Here is a 19,500-nt window from a genome sequence, read left to right as displayed (position 1 = left end):
CCACAACAAGGCCTCGAACACCATGACGCTCTCTCTGTACGACCTGTCAGTGCCCGTCTTTACCCGCGGACTCGGCCAACTCACCCACCTGCTCGACAAGAGCCTTGCGCATGCCAAGGCCAACGGCATCGACCCGGCCACGCTGGTCGAGGCGCGCCTGGCGCCCGACATGCTCACGCTGGCCGGCCAGATCCAGCGCGCGAGCGATGCTTGCAAGCTGGGCACGGCCCGCATCGCGGGCATCACCGCGCCGAGCTTTCCCGACGAAGAAAAGACCTGGGACGACCTGCTGGCGCGCATCGTGAAGACGCAGGACTTCCTGAAGAGCGTCGAGCGCGCGCAGATCGACGGCCAGGAAGAGCGCCCCGTGACCATCAAGGCGCGCGAAGGCGAAGCACATTTCACCGCGCAGCGCTACCTGCTGCAGTTCGCGCTGCCCAACTTCTTCTTCCACGTGACCACCGCCTACGACGTGCTGCGCCACAAGGGCATGCCCATCGGCAAGATGGACTATCTGGGCAAATTCTGAGGCATTGAAGGCCGGCGGCCTTCACACCGCCGGGACAAACTTCAAATTGCCGTGACACATGCGCACGCACGGCGTGCGCCGCAAACAATCGCGCCAGACCGCTGTCGGTCTGACACACGAACGAGGTTTGCGATCATGAAGATGTTGTCCAGAAGGGCGTTCTCGGGGCTTGCGGCAGGGGCTTCCGCGCTCGTAGCGGTCGCGGGCGGCGGATGGCCGGTGCGCAGTGCGCTGGCTGCGTCCCCGGGCCTGCGGGACTACGGCAAGGCCCCCGAGTTCGCAGGCATCGACAAGTGGCTCAACTCGCAGCCGCTCACGATGCAGGGGCTGGCCGGCAAGGTGGTGCTGGTCGACTTCTGGACCTACTCCTGCATCAACTGCATTCGCACGCTGCCGCACGTGGTGCGCTGGTACGAGACGTACAAGGACCGGGGCTTCACCGTGGTGGGCGTGCATTCGCCCGAGTTCGCCTATGAGAAGTCGACGCGCAATGTGCAGGACGCGATCGAGCGTTTCAACATCCGCTATCCGGTGGCGCAGGACAACGGATTCGCCACATGGCGGGCCTACAACAACCAGTACTGGCCCGCGTTCTACCTAGCCGACAGCAAGGGGCAGGTGATGCGCCAGCATTTCGGCGAAGGGGAATACGCCGAGATGGAGGCCGCGATCGAGGTGCTGCTGGCGCGCAGGCCGGCAGCCTGAGCCAAGGCTACGGGGCTAATTCGGCGATTCGACGATGCGTCGTACTGCCGCCTTGCCCGCGGGCGTGAGCACCGGGCCGAGGTCGGCGTAGGGCACTTCGATCTCGATCGCGCAGCCGTTGCCGAAGTCGGGCTGCGCGAAGCGCATGCCCTTGGCTTCCAGAGTCAGGTCGTAATAGGCGTCTTGCCTGTAGTTGAACTCGCAGTTCTCTTCGGCCTTCGACGGATCGATGCCGGCGTGGCGGAACAGGAAGCGGCGCAGTTTCGGCGTCATGGAGCCGCCGCTGGTGGCGATGGGGCCCGGCCCGGGAGCGTTCGGCGACGGCTGGCGAGAGGCGAACCATGTCCACAGGTCGACCTGCTTGCCCGTCTGCAGGTCCCAGGTGCGATAGAACCACGAGATGCCGGCACGGCCCGTGCCGGCCGTCCAGGTGTAGTTGCGGATGCTCAGCCACTGCGAGGTCCAGTAGGACGGATCGGCGGTGTTCTCGTCTTCCGCCGGCACGCCGACCCGTCCGAGGAACTCGCGGCGCTTGTCGAAGTACTCCTTGATCGTGTCTTTGCTGGTGTCGAAGTCGCGGCGCAGCTCGCGGTTGATGGCCGCCAGCGTAGGCTCGGGGCCGGAGAGTTCGATGGTTTCCTGCCCGGCGAAGCGCAGGCGGCGAAAGCTGCGGCCGGCCGCGAATTCCTCTTTCTTCCCGGTCTCGATCTTCGGCGGTGCTTCGAGCAGGCCTGCATAGCCGTCGCTCGCGCAGGCCTTGTCGCCGCCCGTGGCATCGGACAGGTTCAACTGGATGGGCAGCGTCACTGGCGTGCCCTTCACGTTCTTCCAGGTGCCGGTGAGCGTCGTGCCTTTGCCCGGGCCGAGCGCCCACAGGCCGGTCTCGCCGCCTTCGTGCCAGAAGCTGTCCTTCTCGGAGCGGCCCAGCGCGATGGCCTTTCTGTATTGCTTGTAGAAGTAGCTGCCGCTCGGATATTCGGCGTTGAAGCAGGCCACGATGGCCTTGGTGCCGAGCGTGCCTTCCCACACGCCCTTGGGCACTTCGACGGTTCCAGTCGCGCTGGCCAGGAAGGGCGCCAGCAGAAAAAGGCCACCGAGGATGCGAAAGGGTTTCATGGCTTGCGTGCGGAGATCGAATACATGAGCGGAATGCGCGGCATGCCCTCGGGCGGCGCCATGCGGCGCCCACCGATGTCGCGCATGCCTTCGAAGGGCTTCCAGCCGTTGGCGTACGGGTACTCGTCGAGCCGCTCGATGACGAGACCGGCCAGCGACAGCGCGGTCATCACCTGGCCCACGCCCCATGTGAACTCGAAGCTCGGATGCGGGTTGCTGAAGTTATCCACGCCGCGCTCGTAGCCCTCGCGCACGAGGCCGTCGCCGGACTCGGCCACGTAGTCGCCCACGCCTTCCTCGGGCACGGGAGCTTCGTTGAAGTAGTCGTAGTGGAACTTCCAGGCGGGGTCGAACACGAGTGCGAAAGGATGGAACTCGATGAAGACGAAGCGGCCACCGGGCTTGAGCAGCTGCGCCACGCCGCGCGCCCAGGCGCCGATGTCGGAGAGCCAGCACAGAGTGCCGTACGAGCAGAACACGATGTCGAAGCGCTCGCCGCGCGCCTGTGCATCGCGAAAGTAGTCGTAGACATCCGAGCGCACGAAGCGCGCCGCGATGCCCGATTGCTGCGACAGCCGCGTCGCGAAGTCGATGGCCTCGTCGGAGATGTCCACGCCCGTCACTTCGGCACCCAGGCGCGCGATGCTCAGGCTGTCCTGCCCGGCATTGCACTGCAGGTGCAGCACCGACAGGCCCGTCACGTCGCCGAGCAGGCCGGCTTCCTCGGGAAAGAGGGTGGAGCCGCCCTTGCGGAAGAAGGCGGCCTGGTCGCCCTTGTGGCTGTTGTGCGCGACAGTGGCTGCGTTCCACGAGAGCCGGTTGGCTTCGTGCAGGTCCTGCTTCATGGAGTGGTGCTTGTTCTTTGCGTAGGCCAGCCCGCCAGATTGCGTTCGGCGATGCCCGCGAGCGCGGTGATCCATGCCGGGCTGTCGTTGAGGCAGGGGATGTAGCTGAAGGCTTCACCGCCTGAGTGCAGGAAGGCTTCGCGGCCTTCCATGGAGATTTCTTCGAGCGTCTCGAGGCAGTCGGCCGGGAAGCCCGGGCAGACCACGTCCACGCGCTTCACGCCGGAGGCGCCGAGTTCGCGCAGCGTGGGCTCGGTGTAGGGCTCCAGCCACTTGGCCTTGCCGAAGCGCGACTGGAAGGTCACGCGGTACTGGGTGCTCGAAAGGCCCAGCCGTGCCGCGAGCAGGCGTGCGGTTTCGAGGCACTGCGCCTGGTACGGGTCGCCCAGCGCGATGTTGCGCGCGGGAATGCCGTGGAAGCTCATCAGCAGCACCTCGCCGCGGCCGTCGGTCTTCCAGTGCTTCTCGATGCTCTGCGCCAGCGCCTCGATGTAGGCGGGGTCGTCGTGGTAGTCGTTGACGAAGCGGAATTCGGGTACTCGGCGCTGCCTGCTGCTCCAGGCGTTCACCGCGTCGATCACGCTCGCGGTGGTGGTGCCCGAGTACTGCGGGTAGGCCTGCAGCACCAGCACGCGCGTGGTGCCTTCGGCCTGCAGCGCGTCGAGCCGGGAGGCGATGGATGGGCTGGCATAGCGCATCGCGTCGCGCACCGTCACGCGGTGGCCGCGCTCGCCGAGCCAGCCGGCCAGCAGCGTGGCCTGCTTCTGTGTCCACACCTTGAGCGGCGAGCCTTCGGGCATCCAGATGCTCGCGTACTTGGCTGCGGACTTGGCTGGCCGCGTGCGCAGGATGATGCCGTGCAGGATCAGCGCCCAGAGCACCTTCGGGATCTCGACCACGCGCGGGTCGCCCAGGAAGTCGGCGAGATAGGGGCGAACGGCGGCGGCGGTGGGGGCATCGGGCGAGCCCAGGTTGCACCAGAGCACAGCGGTGCGCGGGGTACGGGGGGTACTTGGAGAGGCGGTCTCGTGGCTTGGAGGCATGCGATATTCTCGGGCATGACTTCCGCTTCCACGGCCCCCGCAAGCGCCGCGCCCCTCGATCTCAAGCGCATCTCGGCGATCTCTCTCGACCTCGACGACACCCTGTGGCCGATCTGGCCGACCATCGAACGCGCCGAAGCTGTGCTGCATGAATGGCTGTTGCGCGAAGCGCCGAAGACGGCCTCGCTGTTGATGACTCCAGGCATCCTGCGCGAGCTGCGCGAAGCCACCGCCAAGGAGCGTTCAGACCTCGCGCACGACCTGAGCGCACTGCGCCGAGAGTCGATCCGCACCGCGCTCACGCGAGCGGGAGAAGACCCGGCGCTGGCCGAGCCGGCCTTCGATGCCTTCTTCGCCGAGCGCCAGCGCGTGACGCTGTACGACGACGCGCTGCCGGCGCTGAAGTGGCTCAGCGAACGCTATCCGCTGGTGGCGGTCTCCAACGGCAACGCCGACATCCACAAGACCGGCGTGGGCCGCTGGTTCCGCACCGCCTTCAACGCACGCGCCTTCGGCAGCGGCAAGCCGCACGCGCCCATCTTCCGCGCGGCCGCCGCGTCGGTCGGCCTGCTGCCCAAGGACGTGCTGCACGTGGGCGACGACGCCGAGCTCGACGTGGTCGGCGCGCTCAACGCCGGCATGCAGGCGGCCTGGCTGGTGCGCGACGAGCGGCCGTGGGTGCATGGCGCACGGCCACAGCTGATCGTGCCGAACCTGCACGCGCTGTGCATGGCGCTGGGCGCCTGAGGCGCTATTTGAAGACGGGGCGGAAGAAGCTGCGCTCGTAGCTGAGGATGCAGCGGGTCTCTTCCGCGTACTTGAAAGCCGCCTGGCATTCGGCGTCCTGCATCGAATCGGCGCGGTATTTTTCGTACGCAGCCAGACTCGGGAAGCTGAACATCGCCAGTGCCACGTCGTTGGCCCCTTCCGACGGCAGGAAATAGCCGTGATGCTGGCCGCCGAACTTCTCGACCAGCGGAATCCAGAGCTTGCCGTAGTGCTCGAATTCCTTGAGCTTGTAGGGATCGACGATGTAGCGCAGGTAGCAGGTGACCATGGATGCTTGTTCCGTGAGGTGGGCTGATGAGGGGTATTGGCGCGGCGTCTGCAGCGATTCGCCGGGCTGACTATAGTTTCCCGTCTGTCTCAACGTCTTGCGGCCTCACGCCGGGCAGGAACCCCAAAGTGCATTTCTCCAACTGGCTCATCTTCTGCGGCGTCACGCTGCTCGTCGCTTTCACACCTGGACCGGCGGTGCTGCTCGCGGTCTCGAATTCGATGAGCGTGGGCCCGCGACGCGCAATGATCAGTTCGCTTGGCAATGCAATGGGCCTGTTCATGGTGTCGGCCGCTGCGATGGCCGGGCTGGGCGTGGTGCTCTCGACCTCGGCTCATGCCTTCATGGTGCTGAAGCTGGCCGGCGCGGCCTACCTGATCTACCTGGGCATCAAGCAATGGCGCAGCCAGGGCAGCGTGTTCGCCGACCTGCAGGGCTCGTCGGCAGGGGCCTCGCCGCGTTCGAGCTGGCGCTTGTTCGGTCACGGCCTGACGGTGGCGCTGACCAATCCCAAGGGAATTCTTTTCTTCTCGGCGCTGTTCCCCCAGTTCCTTACGCAGGACGCGCCGCTTGCCATGCAGTTCGCGGTGCTGACGACCACCTTTGCGGCCGCCTCGGTGCTGTCGCATGCGTTCTACGTGCTGCTGGCGCGTCTGCTGCGCAAGCAGCTGTCGGACCCGCGCCGCACGCGGCTGTTCAACAAGCTGTCGGGTGGGGCGTTCGTGTTGCTGGGGGTGAGCCTGCTGCGCTTGCCCAACAAGACGGCCTGATTCTTTTCTTCTTGCTCAGTCGAGCGCGAACTGCTCGCGCAGTGCCGCGCAGAAATCGGCTGTGCCACTGAGCGAGAGGGTGTGCGTGACGAAGCGCGCGTCTTCTTCCTGCATCTGCTGCAGGTCGTAGTCCCACATCGCGCCTTCTTCGAGCGCGCCGCGCGCATCGGGGAAGGTGGCTTCGGCCCAGGCGAGCACCTGCGCGATTTCGGCCTGCACCTCGGGCATCTTGTCGGGCGTGGTGGATGCCATCGCATCGAAGGTGCCGTGGCCTTCGGTGTCTTCGCTGTAGTCGAAATCGAGATAGCGCAGTTCGGTCGTCATGGGGCTGCCAATGCTTTTGCGGCCGCCAGCCCACTGAGCACCGCGCCTTCGAGCGTGGCGGGGTAGGGGCCTTCGATGTAGTCGCCGCAGGCCTGCAGGCCGGGGGCGATGGCCGAAGCGGGTCTCGAAAGTGCGGGCGTGCAGGCGAAGGTGGCGCGCCTCTCGACCACTGTCTGCACGAGCTGCAGGTTTGTCTGGCCCAACTGTGCGGCCGCCTGAGCGACTACCTGTTCTTCCAGCACCTCGCGCGGTGTTTCATTGGCGCTCACGACCATCGCGAGCACGCCTTGCAGACCGGTGAGCTGGCCGCGGTCGAACGCGAATTGCGCTGGTGCCGTGGCCGGGTTGCTGCGCAGCGCGAGCATCGGTTCTGCAAGTGGTGAGGCGCCGCGCACGTAGATGGTGGCGATGGCTTCGAAGCGCAGGGCTTCAGTGGTGTCGCACCAGGCATCCGCTTGCAGGCCGGACGCACGGACGAGCCGGGCGGCGTCCCACGGCGCGCAGGCCAGCACGACCTGGTCGAAGACTTCATCGTCGACGCGCCATTGCGCGCCGCCGGGGGCGATGGCGCGCACGCGGGCACCGATGCGCGTCACGGCACCGTGCTGCGCCAGCCATCGGATCGCCGCGTCGGGAAGCAGTGCGCCCAGGTCAGCACGCGGCAGCAGAAGGTCGGCGCCGCCGCTGCCGCTGAAGAGGGCGTCTTTGAGCACGCGCAGAAACACTTCACCGCTCGACTGCGCCACGGGCGTGTTGAGGGCCGAGACGCACAGCGGCTCGATCAGCTCCTGCATCACGCGCGGCGTGAGGCTGGTGCACAGGTCGGCGACGGTGGTGCTTGCGGCGCAACGAAAGCCCGCAAGCCGCCAACCGATCGCTGTGCGCAGCAGCGAAGACTTGTCGCGCCACGTCCAGCCGCGAGCCGCGAAGATGCCGGCCAGCAGGTCAAGCGGTGCGGGCAGGCGTGGTAGCTTGAGCCCGCCACCATCGGCGAAGCGCAGCGAGAGCGGCAGGCGCAGCAGCACGCTGTCGACATCCACGCCGACATCGCGCATCAGCTTCAGCGTGGCGGTGTAGGCGCCGATCAGGATGTGCTGCCCGTTGTCGAGCGCCAGCCCGTGCATGTCGTCGACGCGCCGCGCGCGGCCGCCGGGCATGTGCGCGGCTTCGAACAGCGTGACGGCATGGCCGAGCCGCGTGGCCTCGACCGCGCAGGCGAGGCCGGCCCAACCGGCACCGATGACAGCTGTCTTCTTCAAGACTAGATGCGCCCGAGCGCCTGGACCTTCCACGCCAGCCAGAACTTGCGTACCGGCGTCAGGCTCACCCGCTGGTTCAGCACCTGGAAGTTGTCGCGCTCGATCTCGCGCAGCAGCGTGCGATAGATGCTGGCCATCATCAGGCCCGGCTTCTGCGCGCGGCGGTCGGCGAGCGGGAGCAGGGCGAGCGCTTCGTCATACGCCACGTGGGCGCGCGCGGCCTGGAACTTCATCAGCGTGACGAAGCGCTCGGAGTGCACGCGGTTCAGGATCTCGTGCGCCTTCACGTCGAACTTCTGCAGTTCGTTCACCGGCAGGTAGATGCGCCCGCGCAGGGCGTCTTCGCCGACGTCGCGCAGGATGTTGGTGAGCTGCAGCGCCAGGCCCAGCTTGTGGGCGTAGGTGGTGGTTTTCGGATCGGTCTGGCCGAAGATGCGGGCCGCGACTTCGCCGACCACGCCGGCCACCAGGTGGCAGTAGCGCGCTAGGCCGGGAAAGTCGAGGTAGCGGGTCTGGTCCAGGTCCATCTGGCAGCCGTCGATCACTTCGTGGAGCTGGCGCGCCTCGATGCCGTAGGCCGCGGTGTGCGGCATCAGCGCCTGCATGACCGGATGGCGCGGCGTGCCCGCGAACGATTGGGCTACCTCGGTGCGCCACCAGGCGAGCTTGGTGGCGGCCACGCCGGGGTCGGTGACCTCGTCGACCACGTCGTCGACCTCGCGGCAGAAGGCATAGAAGGCCGTGATCGCGGCGCGGCGCGGCTTGGGAAGGAACAGGAAGGCGTAATAGAAACTGCTGCCCGAGGCGGCGGCCTTGTCTTGCACGTATTGCTCGGGATTCATCGGGGAGGCGCTGCTTTCATGGGCCGCCATTGTCTCCGCATCCGCATGGCCTTCCAGAGCAGCACGGGCGCGTCGGTCTTGCCGATGCTGGGGCGCTGCGAGAAGGTGTCGAAGCCCAGGTCCTCGATCTTGTCGAGGATGCGCAGGCCGCCCTGCACGACGAGGCGCAGCTCCCAGCCGGCGCGGCCGGGCAGGCGGTGCACGAGAGGAGCACCTTCGTGCATGAGTTCGCGGGCCCAGTGCGACACCACTGCTATCAGATTGATAGCTTCCTGCGGCGGCGGGGCGTTCGAGAGCGGCGCAAAGACCTTGAAGTTTTCGCGCGTCATCTTGCGGCGGGCACAGTCGGTCAGCGGAAAGTAGAAGCGGTCGCGCGGCAGGTCGACGCTCGGGTCCTGCCAGAAGTTGATGAGCTGCAGCGCGCTGCAGATGGCGTCGCTCTGCGCCAGTGCCTCGGAGTCGTGCACGCCGTAGAGATGCAGCAACAGGCGGCCGACGGGGTTGGCGGAGCGGCGGCAGTAGTCGAGCAGCTCGGCGCGGTCGGTGTAGGTGCCGCGGTCGCGGGTCTTCTCGATGTCCTGCATGAAGGCGCTCAGCAGGTCGGCGAGCAGGTCTTCGGGCAGGCTGTATTGGGCAATGCTGTGGGCCAGCGGGCCGAATACGTGCGGCCAGCGCGACGACGGGAGCACTTCGCCCCGGGCGGCGGCGGCGAGTTCTTCACGGTAGGCGTGCAGCTCGGCCAGGCGCTCGCCGGGCGAGGCGGTGCCTTCGTCGGCAATGTCGTCGGCCGTGCGCGCGAAGTGATAGATCGCAGCGATCGGCGGTCGCAGGTGCGGCGGGCACAGCCACGAGGCGACGGGGAAGTTTTCGTAGTGCGCAGGCGGCGCAGCGAGGTGGGGAGTGGCGGACACACCACGATTGTCAGCGACGATGCAAAGCCCCGGCACTATGCTCGCAGCGTCGCCACTTTGAACTTCTGCTTCATGAAAGCATCCGCTTCGGCTTCCGGGCCCCAGGTTTCAGCGTACGGCGAGGCGGCGCATCCGAAGGGGCCCACGCTCATGATCGCGGCGCTGGGCGTTGTGTTCGGCGACATCGGCACCTCGCCCCTCTACGCCTTCAAGGAAACGATGAACCCCGAGCACGGCGTGCCGTTCTCGCCCGACTCGGTGCTGGGCCTGCTCTCGCTGATCTTCTGGGGGCTGATGTTCGTGGTCACGCTGAAGTACGTGGTGTTCGTGCTGCGCGCCGACCACGACGGCGAGGGCGGCATCCTGGCGCTGCAGGCGCTGGCGCGCAGCGCGGTTGCGGGGCCCAAGACCAAGCCGTGGGTGTGGAGCGTCATCGGCATGCTGGGCCTGGTGGGTGCGGCCATGTTCTACGGCGACAGCCTGATCACGCCGGCCATCTCGGTGCTGTCGGCGGTCGAGGGGCTGGAGGTGCAGGCGCCGGTGCTGCAGCGCGCGGTGATCCCGATCACGGTGGTGATCCTGGTTGCGCTCTTCATGGTGCAGAAGAAGGGCACGGGCGTGGTCGGCAAGATCTTCGGGCCGGTCATGCTGCTTTGGTTCGTCGTGCTGGCGGCAGCCGGGTTGTGGCAGGTGCTGCAGCAGCCCCAGGTGCTGGCGGCGCTGGACCCACGTCGCGCCCTCGGCTTTCTCGTCGAGCATCGGGCGCAGTCGCTGGCGGTGCTGGGCGCGGTGTTCCTGGCGTTCACGGGCGGCGAGGCGCTGTATGCCGACATGGGGCACTTCGGCGCCAAGCCGATTCGCCTGGCGTGGATGTTCATCGCACTGCCGGGGCTGGTGCTGAACTACTTCGGGCAGGGTGCGCTGGTGCTGGCGAACCCGGCGGCCATCGACAACCCGTTCTTCCGGCTCTTTCCCGCGTGGGGCGTGCTGCCGATGGTGGTGCTGGCCGCGATGGCGACGGTGATCGCCTCGCAGGCGGTGATCTCGGGCGCCTTCTCGCTCACGGCGCATGCAATGCGCATGGGCTACCTGCCGCGCATGCGGGTGATACAGACTTCGGGCACGGCCATCGGGCAGATCTACGTGCCGGCCGTCAACTGGCTGCTGATGGTGGGCGTGCTGCTGCTGGTGCTGGGCTTCCGCAGCTCTGGTGCGCTGTCGGCTGCGTACGGCATCGCGGTGTCGATCACGATGGTGACGACCACGCTGCTGGCCGGCATCGTGGCCTGGGGTCTGTGGCGCTGGAACAAGGTGGCGGTGGTGGTCGGCGTGGCCGCCTTCGCGGTGGTCGACCTGACCTTCGTGATCGCCAACAGCCTGAAGGTGGCCGAGGGCGGCTGGCTCACGCTGGCGGTGGCGGCCGTGGTGATGGTGGTCTTCACCACCTGGGCCAAGGGGCGCCGGCTGGGACTGGAGGCCGCAGCGGCCGAGAGCCTGCCGCTGCGGCCGTTCGTCGAATCGCTGGCGTTGCACATGCCGCACCGTGTGAGCGGCACGGCCGTGTTCCTGAACCCCGACGCCACTGCGGTGCCGCATGCGCTGCTGCACAACCTCAAGCACAACCAGGTGCTGCACGAGCAGGTGATCGTGCTGCGCGTGCTGCCCTGCGACACCCCGCGCGTCGATGCACGCATCCGCATCGAGGCCGAGCAACTGATGGAAGGCATCTGGATGGTCACGGCGCGCCACGGCTTCATGGAGCGGCCCGACGTGCCCGAGTTCATCCGCATCCTGGCGTACCAGAAGACGTTGGCGATCGATTCGATGAAGACGTCCTACTTCGTCTCGCGCGCCTCGGTCGGCGAGGAAAACCTGCCGGGCATGAACCCGGTCCGGCGTGTGTTGTTCGGCTGGCTGCAGCGCAATGCGGGGCGGGCTTCAGATTACTTCGAGCTGCCTGACAACCGGCTTGTGGAGATGGGTCAACGCACCTAGTGACCGGCGGGTCATTGACAGTAGTTCACGTTTACCCTAAATTACTAACCAGTGGGTCAGTAATGATCCGGTTCGTCCTTTCCAGGGTGTTTCATGACCGCCTCCGCCGTCCTCTCGTCCCGTGTCCGCAGTGCCGCATGGTTGCTGCTTCCCGCCATTTTTCTGGCCGGCTGTTCGCCGAAACCTGCGGCCGAGGACCCCGTTCGCGCGGTCAAGTTCGTGACCGTTGGCGCGAGCGAATTCGATGCCCAGCCCGAGTTTTCTGCCGAGGTGCGCGCGCGTGTCGAATCGCGCCTGGGCTTCCGCGTGGCGGGCAAGATCACCAAGCGCCAGGCCGAGCTCGGCCAGCACGTGCAGGCCGGCCAGGTGCTGGCCCAGCTCGATCCGCAGGACTACCGCCTCGCCGCTGAAGCCGCACGTGCCCAGCAGGCCGCCGCGCTGACCAATCGCGACCTCGCGGCCGCCGATCTGAAGCGCTACGCCGAACTGCGGGCGCAGAACTTCATCAGCGGCGCCGAACTGGAGCGCCGCGAGACCACCTGGAAGGCCGCGCAGGCCCAGCTCGAGCAGGCTCAGGCGCAACTCGCCTCGCAGGGCAACCAGGCCAACTACACGACGCTGGTGGCCGACGTGGCCGGCATCATCACCGCCATCGAGGCAGAACCGGGCCAGGTGGTGCAGGCCGGCACGCCGGTCGTTCGCATTGCGCAGGACGGCGCGCGCGACGTGGTGTTCGCGGTGCCTGAAGACCGCGCCACGCTGATCAAGGCCGGCTCGCCCGTCACGGTACGTGGCTGGTCGGGCGGCAACGAACTGGAGGGCCAGGTGCGCGAAGTGGCAGCCAGCGCCGACGCGGTGACGCGCACCTACTCGGTCAAGGTTGCCATCGACGCAGCCACCTCGCCGCCGCTCGGCGCCACGGTCTATGCGCGTCCGCAGGCGCTCGCGCACGGCACCACCACGGTGATGAAGCTGCCGACCAGCGCGTTGCGCCAGGAAGGCAAGGGCTCGGCTGTATGGGTGCTCGACAAGTCGACCATGACGGTGCGTTCGCAGACCGTGCAGGTGGCCACGGCCGACGGCAATGAGGCCGTGATCGCCGGCGGCATTGCGCCCGGCATGATGGTCGTGGCCGCTGGCGTGCACGTGCTGTCGCCGGGGCAGAAGGTCACCATCTACCAGTCCAAGGAGGCGGCTGCTGCTGCCGCCAATGCCGGTGCGAAGGAATCGGCGCAGCCCGTCGCGGCTGTCGCTGCGACGAACAAGGAGATCGCAGCGGGTGCCGGCAAATGAGCGGCGGCGCAGCGACTCCCACTGAAAAGCCCGCCGGCTTCAACCTCTCCAAATGGGCGCTGGACCACGCGCCCCTCACGCGCTACCTGATGGTGGTGCTGATGGTGCTGGGCGCCTTCGCGTACTTCCAGCTCGGCCAGGACGAAGATCCGCCCTTCACCTTCCGTGCGATGGTCGTGCGCACCTACTGGCCCGGCGCCACCGCGCAGCAGGTGGCCGAGCAGGTCACCGACAAGCTCGAGCGCACGCTGCAGGAAGCGCCGTACGCCGACAAGATCCGCAGCTATTCGAAGCCGGGTGAGTCGCAGATCATCTTCAACATCAAGGACTCGTCGAAGTCCACCGAGGTTGCCAACGTCTGGTACACGGTGCGCAAGAAGATCGGCGATATGCGCGCCACCTTGCCCGCCGGCGTGCAGGGCCCGTTCTTCAATGACGACTTCGGCGACGTCTACGGCGTGATCTACGCGCTGGAGAGCGAAGGCTTCAGCTACGCCGAGCTCAAGACGCTGGCCGACGACGTGCGCCAGCAGCTGCTGCGCGTGAAGGACGTGGCCAAGGTCGACCAGTTCGGCGTGCAGGACGAGAAGGTCTACATCGAGATCTCGCAGAAGCGCCTGGCGCAGCTGGGGCTCGACTTCAACGCGGTGCTGGCGCAGCTCGGTTCGCAGAACGCGATCGAGAGCGCGGGCACGATCCAGTCGCCGCAGGACGTGGTGCAGGTGCGCGTCGCGGGCCAGTTCACCAGCGTCGACCAACTGCGCGAGATGCCCATTCGCGGCAGCTCGGGCAACCAGATCAAGCTCGGCGACATTGCGGACATCCACCGCGGCTACATCGATCCGCCGTCGGTCAAGATGCACCACCAGGGCAAGGAAGTGATCGGCTTGGGCGTGTCGATGGCCAAGGGCGGCGACATCATCGCGCTGGGCAAGGCGCTGAAGGCCACCACCGCCACCATCGACCAGCGCCTGCCGGCCGGCGTCAAGCTGGCGCAGGTGCAAGACCAGCCGGTGTCGGTGGCGAGCTCGGTCAACGAATTCGTCGGCGTGCTGATCGAGGCCGTGGCCATCGTGCTGGCCGTGAGCATCATCTCGCTCGGCCTGCACAAGGGCGGGCGCTTCGGCTGGTACATCGACATGCGCCCGGGGCTGGTGGTGGCAATCACCATTCCGCTGGTGCTGGCCGTGACCTTCCTGGCGATGAACTACTTCGGCATCGGGCTGCACAAGATATCGCTGGGGTCGCTCATCATCGCGCTCGGGCTACTGGTGGACGACGCCATCATCGCGGTCGAGATGATGGTGCGGAAGATGGAAGAGGGCTACGACAAGGTCCGCGCCGCCACCTTCGCCTACGACGTGACGGCCAAGCCGATGCTCACGGGCACGCTTATCACTGCGGCGGGTTTCCTGCCGATCGGCATCGCCAAGTCAGTGACGGGCGAGTACACCTTCGCGATCTTCGCGGTGACGGTGATCGCGCTGGTGCTGTCGTGGATCGTCTCGGTGTACTTCGTGCCGTACCTCGGCACGCTGCTGCTGAAGGTGAAGCCGCACGACCCCGATGCACCGCCGCACGAGCTGTTCGACACACCGTTCTACAACGTCTTCCGCCGCACGGTGAACTGGTGCGTGCAGCACCGCTGGATGACCATCGGCGCCACGATTCTGATCTTTGCACTCGGCATTGTCGGCATGGGCAAGGTGCAGCAGCAGTTCTTCCCCGATTCGAGCCGGCCCGAGATCCTGGTCGACCTCTGGTTTCCTGAAGGCACCTCCTTCGCCGCCAACGAAGAAGTGGCCAAGCGCGTCGAGCAGCGCGTGATGCAGGAGGCCGGCGTGAAGACGGTCAGCACCTGGATCGGCTCCGGCGTGCCGCGCTTCTACCTGCCGCTGGACCAGGTGTTCCCGCAGACAAACGTGTCGCAGCTGATCGTGCTCGCCAAGGACCTGAAGGTGCGCGAGACGCTGCGCATCAAGCTGCCGCTGGTGCTGGCACAGGAGTTTCCCGAGGTGCGCGGCCGCGTCAAGCTGCTGCCCAACGGGCCGCCGGTGCCGTACCCGGTGCAGTTCCGCGTGATCGGCCCTGACCCGGCGCTGCTGCGCGGCCATGCCGACGAAGTGAAGGCCGTGCTGCGCGACAACGCCAACATGCGCGGCGTGAACGACAACTGGAACGAGTCGGTGAAGGTGATCCGCCTCGAGATCGACCAGGCCAAGGCGCGCGCGCTCGGCGTGACGAGCCAGGCCATCGCGCAGGCCTCCAAGACCATGTTCAGCGGCACCACCGTGGGCCAGTACCGCGAGAACGACCTGCTGATCGACATCGTGCTGCGCCAGGCGCCCGACGAGCGCCAGGCTATCTCGGACATCGGCAACGCCTACATCCCGACGACCTCGGGCCGTTCGATTCCGCTCACGCAGATTGCCAAGCCGGTATTCACCTGGGAGCCGGGCGTGATGTGGCGCGAGAACCGCGACTACGCCATCACCGTGCAGGGCGACGTGGTCGAAGGCCTGCAGGGCGCGACCGTGACGGCGCAGCTGCTGCCGAAGCTGCGCGAGCTCGAAGCCGGCTGGGTGGCGGCCGGACAGGGCGGCTACCGCATCGAGGTGGCGGGCGCGGTGGAGGAAAGCAGCAAGGGCTCGGCCTCGATCGTGGCCGGCGTGCCGATCATGCTGTTCCTGGTGTTCACGCTGCTGATGCTGCAGTTGCACAGTTTCAGCCGTTCGTTGCTGGTGTTCATCACCGGGCCTATGGGCATTGCCGGTGTGGCTGGCGCGCTGCTGGTGCTGAACCGGCCCTTCGGCTTCGTGGCGCTGCTGGGCGTGATCGCGCTGATGGGCATGATCCAGCGCAATGCGGTGATCCTGATCGACCAGATCGAACTCGACCGCGCGGCGGGCGTGCCGGCGTGGGACGCGATCGTGGAGTCGGCGGTGCGGCGGCTGCGGCCGATCGTGCTGACGGCCGCGGCGGCGGTGCTGGCGATGATCCCGCTGTCGCGCAGCGTGTTCTGGGGGCCGATGGCGGTGGCCATCATGGGCGGCCTGATCGTCGCGACGGTGCTGACGCTGCTGGCCTTGCCGGCAATGTATGCAGCGGCATTTCGTGTGAAGCGGGAGCCGAAAGAGGCGCCGATTAGCGTTTAAAATCGAAAGTTGACCGATTTCAAGCGGATGGTCTTTGGCCCATGGGCTTCCATGGTGCAAAGGGACCGTCCGCTTTTGCATTCACCTGAAAGATTGGCACTGCGCGGGTGGCGAAATTGGTAGACGCACCAGGTTTAGGTCCTGACGTTCGCAAGAACGTGCCGGTTCGAGTCCGGCCCCGCGCACCAGCCCTGCTATGTAGCCCGTCTATCGAGCAGTGAAAAAGCCCCGTTTCGCAAGGAACGGGGCTTTTTCTTTTCTGCCTTCTACCAATCGCTGCTGCTACTGCTGTCGCTGCTTCCGCTGTCACTGCTGCTGTCGGAACTGGAACTGCTGCTGCTCGAATCGTCCCACGAGCTTGTGTCCTTGATGCCGAAGTCGTTGTCCACGAAGCTGCGGTCGGGTTGCTGCTCGGGCTCCGGGTCGGACGAGGGCCAGAGGCTGCGGCCCATGCTGGCGTTGCCGTGACTGTCGCGGTGGTTGTTGAAGATGTTGACGGTGCTGCCCCTGTGGTCGTCGGAGCGGTCGTTCAGCAGGTGGCGCAGCACTTCGCCCGCGACCACCGCGCCGACACCTGCCACGGCCCCGGCCGCCAGCGCTCCACCGATGCCCGGGCCCTGGCCGGCTGCTGCGGGAGCCGAGGCGGGGTACTCCCGGTCTTCGTCGGCCCTGCTATAGCCCATCGACGAATCGCTGGTGGGCCTGGAGAACCGTGGCGCGCCAGCGGCGGCAGGCGCATCAAAGGTGGTGGCGCGCCTGCGCCGCTGGAAGACGAGGTAGGCGACGATGAAAAGGGCCACGATGCCGATCGGTGTCCAGGGGATTGGTCCGGACGACGACGCCGTATCTGCCTTCTCGGGTGAAGCGGCTGGCGCGGCGACCGGGCTGGGCACGGGCGGCGGTGGCTCGGCCTTGATCTCGGCCGGCTTCTCGAGCTTGCGTTCGAGCTTGGCGACCGAGTCGGCCTTCGCGAACTTGAGGCCCGGTGACAGCTCCTTGGCCTGGGACAGTTCGTCCCTGGCGTCGTCGAGCTTGCCGTTCATCGCGAGGAGTTCGGCGTGAACGTAGTGGGCCTTCGCGCTGTTGGGATGGTTCTTCAGCACCTTCGCGATCATCGCGTCGGCTTCCGCCATCCTGCCGCCGTTCGCCGCTTCGTAGATCTGCTGGATGGTCGGCTCTTTCGTCGCCGGCGCGCCCGCTGTCTTGGCCAGCGCGGGCGAAGGCATGCCGAATGCGAGGATCAGGGTGAAGGCGAGGGCGGCGAACAGTCGCTGTAGGGGCATGGGCATTCCTGTGGGCAATGGCGAATCGCAGCCACTGTAAAGGCGATGGAGGCGAAATCTCCGCGTGCAGACCCCCGGCCCGGCCAAAAGGGGTGTCTCCAGCCGATTAGAATCGCGGGTTGCCCAGTTTTGCGCGCGGCACGCGTGTGCCTCCGCTTAAATCCCGCTAGCGCGTGTAAGTCCTTGATCTGTATTGATAAAAAGATGCAGGCCCCGCGCACCAGCCCCCTCACAAGGAAGACATCATGACCGTGAACGTTGAAACTCTCGAGAAGCTCGAACGTAAGATCACGCTGACCCTGCCGGTCGGCACCATTCAGTCCGAAGTCGATTCGCGCCTCAAGAAGCTCGCGCGCACCGTCAAGATGGACGGCTTCCGTCCCGGCAAGGTGCCGATGAACGTCGTGGCCCAGCGCTATGGCTACTCGGTGCACTACGAAGTCATGAACGACAAGGTCGGCGAGGCCTTCTCGCAAGCCGCCAACGAAGCCAAGCTGCGCGTTGCCGGCCAGCCCCGCATCACTGAAAAAGAAGACGCACCCGAAGGCGAACTGGCCTTCGACGCAGTCTTCGAAGTGTTCCCCGAAGTCAAGATCAACGACCTGTCCGGCGCCGAAGTCGAGAAGCTCTCGGCCGAAGTGGGCGACGACGCGATCGACAAGACGCTCGACATCCTGCGCAAGCAACGCCGCACCTTCGCCCAGCGCGCGCAAGACGCCGTGGCGCAGGACGACGACCGCGTGACTGTCGACTTCGAAGGCAAGATCGACGGTGAGCCCTTCCAGGGCGGCAAGGCCGAAGACTTCCAGTTCGTCGTCGGCGAAGGCCAGATGCTCAAGGAATTCGAAGACGCCGTGCGCGGCATGAAGGCTGGCGACAGCCGCACCTTCCCGCTGTCGTTCCCGGCCGACTACCACGGCAAGGACGTGGCCGGCAAGCAAGCCGACTTCATGGTCACCCTGAAGAAGATCGAAGCCTCGCACCTGCCCGAAGTCAACGAGCAGCTGGCCAAGTCGCTCGGCATCGCCGAAGCCACGGTCGAAGGCCTGCGCGCCGACATCAAGCGCAACCTCGAGCGCGAAGTGAAGTTCCGCCTGCTGGCCCGCAACAAGAACGCCGTGATGGACGCCCTGGTGGCCAATGCCGAGCTCGACCTGCCGAACGCCAGCGTGCAGTCGGAAGTCAACCGCATGGTCGAAGGCGCCCGCGCCGAGCTCAAGCAGCGCGGCATCAAGGACGCCGACAAGGCCCCGATCCCCGACGAAGTGTTCCGCCCGCAAGCCGAGCGCCGCGTGCGCCTGGGCCTCGTGGTGGCCGAGCTGGTGCGTGCCAACAACCTGCAGGCCAAGCCCGAGCAGATCAAGGCCCACATCGACGAACTGGCCGCCAGCTACGAAAAGCCGGCCGACGTGGTGCGCTGGTACTTCAGCGACAACAACCGCCTGGCCGAAGTCGAAGCCGTTGTCATCGAGAACAACGTGACCGATTTCGTCCTGGGCAAGGCCAAGGTCAACGAAAAGTCGGTGTCGTTCGACGAACTGATGGCGCAACAGCAAGGCTGATTTCCGCCGCCGCCCGCTACGCCAATGGGGCTTGTGCTTTGCGGCACGAGCCCCATTTCACTCTGGCGTACAGTGCAAACAGCAGTGAACGATCCCATCTTCCGGAGAGAAAATTCATGATCGCAAACGAAATTCAAGGCCTCGGCATGGTTCCGATGGTCATCGAGCAGTCGGGCCGCGGCGAGCGGTCTTATGACATCTATTCGCGTCTCCTCAAGGAACGCATCATTTTCCTGGTGGGCGAGGTCAACGACCAGACGGCCAATCTCGTGGTGGCCCAGCTGCTGTTCCTCGAGAGCGAAAACCCGGACAAGGACATCTCGTTCTACATCAACTCCCCGGGCGGCAGCGTGAGCGCCGGCATGGCGATCTACGACACCATGCAGTTCATCAAGCCCGACGTGTCGACCATGTGCCTCGGTTTTGCGGCCAGCATGGGCGCCTTCCTGCTGGCGGCCGGCGAGAAGGGAAAGCGTTTCTCGCTGCCCAACTCGAAGATCATGATCCACCAAGTGCTGGGCGGCGCACGCGGCCAGGCGACCGACATCGAGATCCATGCGCGCGACATCCTACGCACCAAGGACCAGATGAATCGCATCCTGGCCGAGCGCACCGGCCAGCCGCTGGAAAAGGTCAAAGCCGACACCGAGCGCGACTATTTCCTCACGGCTGACGAGGCCAAGGAATACGGTCTGGTGGACCAGGTCGTCGCCAAGCGCGGTTAAAGCTGCGGGGCGCCGGTGGCGCCAAATGGCAAAAAACGGCGTTTTCCACACGGGAAACGCCGTTTTTGTTTAGTTATCATTGTGCA

At 66.2% G+C, this 19,500-nt stretch carries 18 protein-coding genes and 1 tRNA gene; 10 read left to right on the top strand and 9 right to left on the bottom strand.

Annotated elements, in window-relative coordinates; genetic code table 11:
- Positions 1-22: 22 nt before the first annotated feature.
- Both ACZYSP_RS04335 and ACZYSP_RS04330 read left to right on the top strand, forming a co-directional pair.
- On the top strand, positions 23-529 hold the full coding sequence (locus ACZYSP_RS04335; protein ID WP_093075133.1) for a DUF1993 domain-containing protein: 507 nt from the start codon (positions 23-25) through the stop codon (positions 527-529).
- A 141-nt stretch (positions 530-670) separates the two neighbouring features.
- Positions 671-1,234 carry a thioredoxin family protein gene (locus ACZYSP_RS04330; protein WP_093075136.1) on the top strand — a complete coding sequence of 188 codons (564 nt, stop codon included), beginning with the start codon at positions 671-673 and terminating at the stop codon, positions 1,232-1,234.
- A 15-nt stretch (positions 1,235-1,249) separates the two neighbouring features.
- On the opposite strand, the gene ACZYSP_RS04325 is transcribed toward ACZYSP_RS04330, so the two are convergent.
- Genes ACZYSP_RS04325 through hemH form a run of 3 tightly spaced genes read right to left on the bottom strand, consistent with a single transcriptional unit; the run spans position 1,250 to position 4,238 of the window.
- Positions 1,250-2,350, bottom strand: coding sequence for a hypothetical protein (locus ACZYSP_RS04325; RefSeq protein WP_093073729.1), 1,101 nt, complete (start codon positions 2,348-2,350; stop codon positions 1,250-1,252).
- Positions 2,347-3,195: a class I SAM-dependent methyltransferase gene (locus ACZYSP_RS04320; RefSeq protein WP_354336304.1), complete on the bottom strand. Its 849-nt coding sequence runs from the start codon at positions 3,193-3,195 to the stop codon at positions 2,347-2,349. Before ACZYSP_RS04320 ends, ACZYSP_RS04325 begins: the two co-directional genes overlap by 4 nt.
- Positions 3,192-4,238, bottom strand: coding sequence for a ferrochelatase (gene hemH, locus ACZYSP_RS04315; RefSeq protein ID WP_093073733.1), 1,047 nt, complete (start codon positions 4,236-4,238; stop codon positions 3,192-3,194). The genes ACZYSP_RS04320 and hemH overlap by 4 nt, the downstream gene beginning before the upstream one ends.
- Positions 4,239-4,253: 15 nt before the next feature.
- Between hemH and ACZYSP_RS04310 the strand changes: the two genes are divergently transcribed.
- A complete protein-coding gene (locus ACZYSP_RS04310) occupies positions 4,254-4,985 on the top strand; it encodes an HAD family hydrolase (RefSeq protein ID WP_093073735.1) in 732 nt (243 codons plus the stop codon).
- 4 nt (positions 4,986-4,989) lie between these two features.
- On the opposite strand, the gene ACZYSP_RS04305 is transcribed toward ACZYSP_RS04310, so the two are convergent.
- The gene (locus tag ACZYSP_RS04305; RefSeq protein ID WP_093073737.1) at positions 4,990-5,295 is read right to left on the bottom strand and encodes an NIPSNAP family protein; all 306 of its coding nucleotides are present in this window, start codon (positions 5,293-5,295) and stop codon (positions 4,990-4,992) included.
- A 128-nt stretch (positions 5,296-5,423) separates the two neighbouring features.
- Here ACZYSP_RS04305 and ACZYSP_RS04300 point away from each other — a divergent pair, with 128 nt between their 5' ends.
- Entirely contained in the window at positions 5,424-6,065 is a 642-nt protein-coding gene (locus tag ACZYSP_RS04300; protein ID WP_093073739.1) for a LysE family translocator, read from the top strand.
- A gap of 15 nt (positions 6,066-6,080) precedes the next feature.
- Here the strand turns inward: ACZYSP_RS04300 and ACZYSP_RS04295 are convergent, their stop codons facing one another.
- From ACZYSP_RS04295 to hpnC, 4 genes are read right to left on the bottom strand one after another with little or no spacing between them, the layout of a single operon-like run.
- Positions 6,081-6,389, bottom strand: coding sequence for a hypothetical protein (locus tag ACZYSP_RS04295; protein ID WP_093073741.1), 309 nt, complete (start codon positions 6,387-6,389; stop codon positions 6,081-6,083).
- Positions 6,386-7,648 (bottom strand): hydroxysqualene dehydroxylase HpnE, encoded by a 1,263-nt coding sequence (hpnE, locus tag ACZYSP_RS04290; RefSeq protein WP_093073743.1) that lies wholly within the window; start codon positions 7,646-7,648, stop codon positions 6,386-6,388. The genes ACZYSP_RS04295 and hpnE overlap by 4 nt, the downstream gene beginning before the upstream one ends.
- Positions 7,649-7,650: 2 nt before the next feature.
- Positions 7,651-8,490, bottom strand: a complete 840-nt coding sequence (hpnD, locus tag ACZYSP_RS04285) for a presqualene diphosphate synthase HpnD (protein ID WP_093073745.1) — start codon at positions 8,488-8,490, stop codon at positions 7,651-7,653.
- The gene (gene hpnC, locus ACZYSP_RS04280) at positions 8,487-9,401 is read right to left on the bottom strand and encodes a squalene synthase HpnC (protein ID WP_093075139.1); all 915 of its coding nucleotides are present in this window, start codon (positions 9,399-9,401) and stop codon (positions 8,487-8,489) included. Before hpnC ends, hpnD begins: the two co-directional genes overlap by 4 nt.
- Before the next feature lie 150 nt (positions 9,402-9,551).
- On the opposite strand from hpnC, the gene ACZYSP_RS04275 reads away from it, so the two are divergent.
- The 4 genes from ACZYSP_RS04275 (at position 9,552) to ACZYSP_RS04260 (ending at position 16,032) form a co-directional block, all read left to right on the top strand.
- A complete protein-coding gene (locus ACZYSP_RS04275; protein WP_093073747.1) occupies positions 9,552-11,396 on the top strand; it encodes a potassium transporter Kup in 1,845 nt (614 codons plus the stop codon).
- A 93-nt stretch (positions 11,397-11,489) separates the two neighbouring features.
- Positions 11,490-12,689: an efflux RND transporter periplasmic adaptor subunit gene (locus ACZYSP_RS04270; protein ID WP_093073749.1), complete on the top strand. Its 1,200-nt coding sequence runs from the start codon at positions 11,490-11,492 to the stop codon at positions 12,687-12,689.
- Positions 12,686-15,844 carry an efflux RND transporter permease subunit gene (locus ACZYSP_RS04265; protein ID WP_093073751.1) on the top strand — a complete coding sequence of 1,053 codons (3,159 nt, stop codon included), beginning with the start codon at positions 12,686-12,688 and terminating at the stop codon, positions 15,842-15,844. Before ACZYSP_RS04270 ends, ACZYSP_RS04265 begins: the two co-directional genes overlap by 4 nt.
- 101 nt (positions 15,845-15,945) lie before the next feature.
- Positions 15,946-16,032, top strand: a tRNA-Leu gene (locus tag ACZYSP_RS04260).
- Between the two features lie 78 nt (positions 16,033-16,110).
- Here ACZYSP_RS04260 and ACZYSP_RS04255 read toward each other — a convergent pair.
- Complete coding sequence (locus ACZYSP_RS04255; RefSeq protein ID WP_093073753.1) at positions 16,111-17,127, bottom strand: tetratricopeptide repeat protein; 1,017 nt, start codon at positions 17,125-17,127, stop codon at positions 16,111-16,113.
- Positions 17,128-17,372: 245 nt separating this feature from the next.
- On the opposite strand from ACZYSP_RS04255, the gene tig reads away from it, so the two are divergent.
- Together tig and clpP are read left to right on the top strand one after the other, a co-directional pair.
- Entirely contained in the window at positions 17,373-18,689 is a 1,317-nt protein-coding gene (tig, locus tag ACZYSP_RS04250; RefSeq protein ID WP_093056453.1) for a trigger factor, read from the top strand.
- A 116-nt stretch (positions 18,690-18,805) separates the two neighbouring features.
- Entirely contained in the window at positions 18,806-19,414 is a 609-nt protein-coding gene (gene clpP / locus ACZYSP_RS04245) for an ATP-dependent Clp endopeptidase proteolytic subunit ClpP (protein ID WP_093056454.1), read from the top strand.
- The last annotated feature ends 86 nt before the right edge of the window (positions 19,415-19,500 follow it).

Source organism: Variovorax sp. F042 (assembly GCF_057814215.1).
Note: the sequence above shows the minus strand (reverse complement) of the source record. Positions and strands in the feature narration are given on the sequence as shown.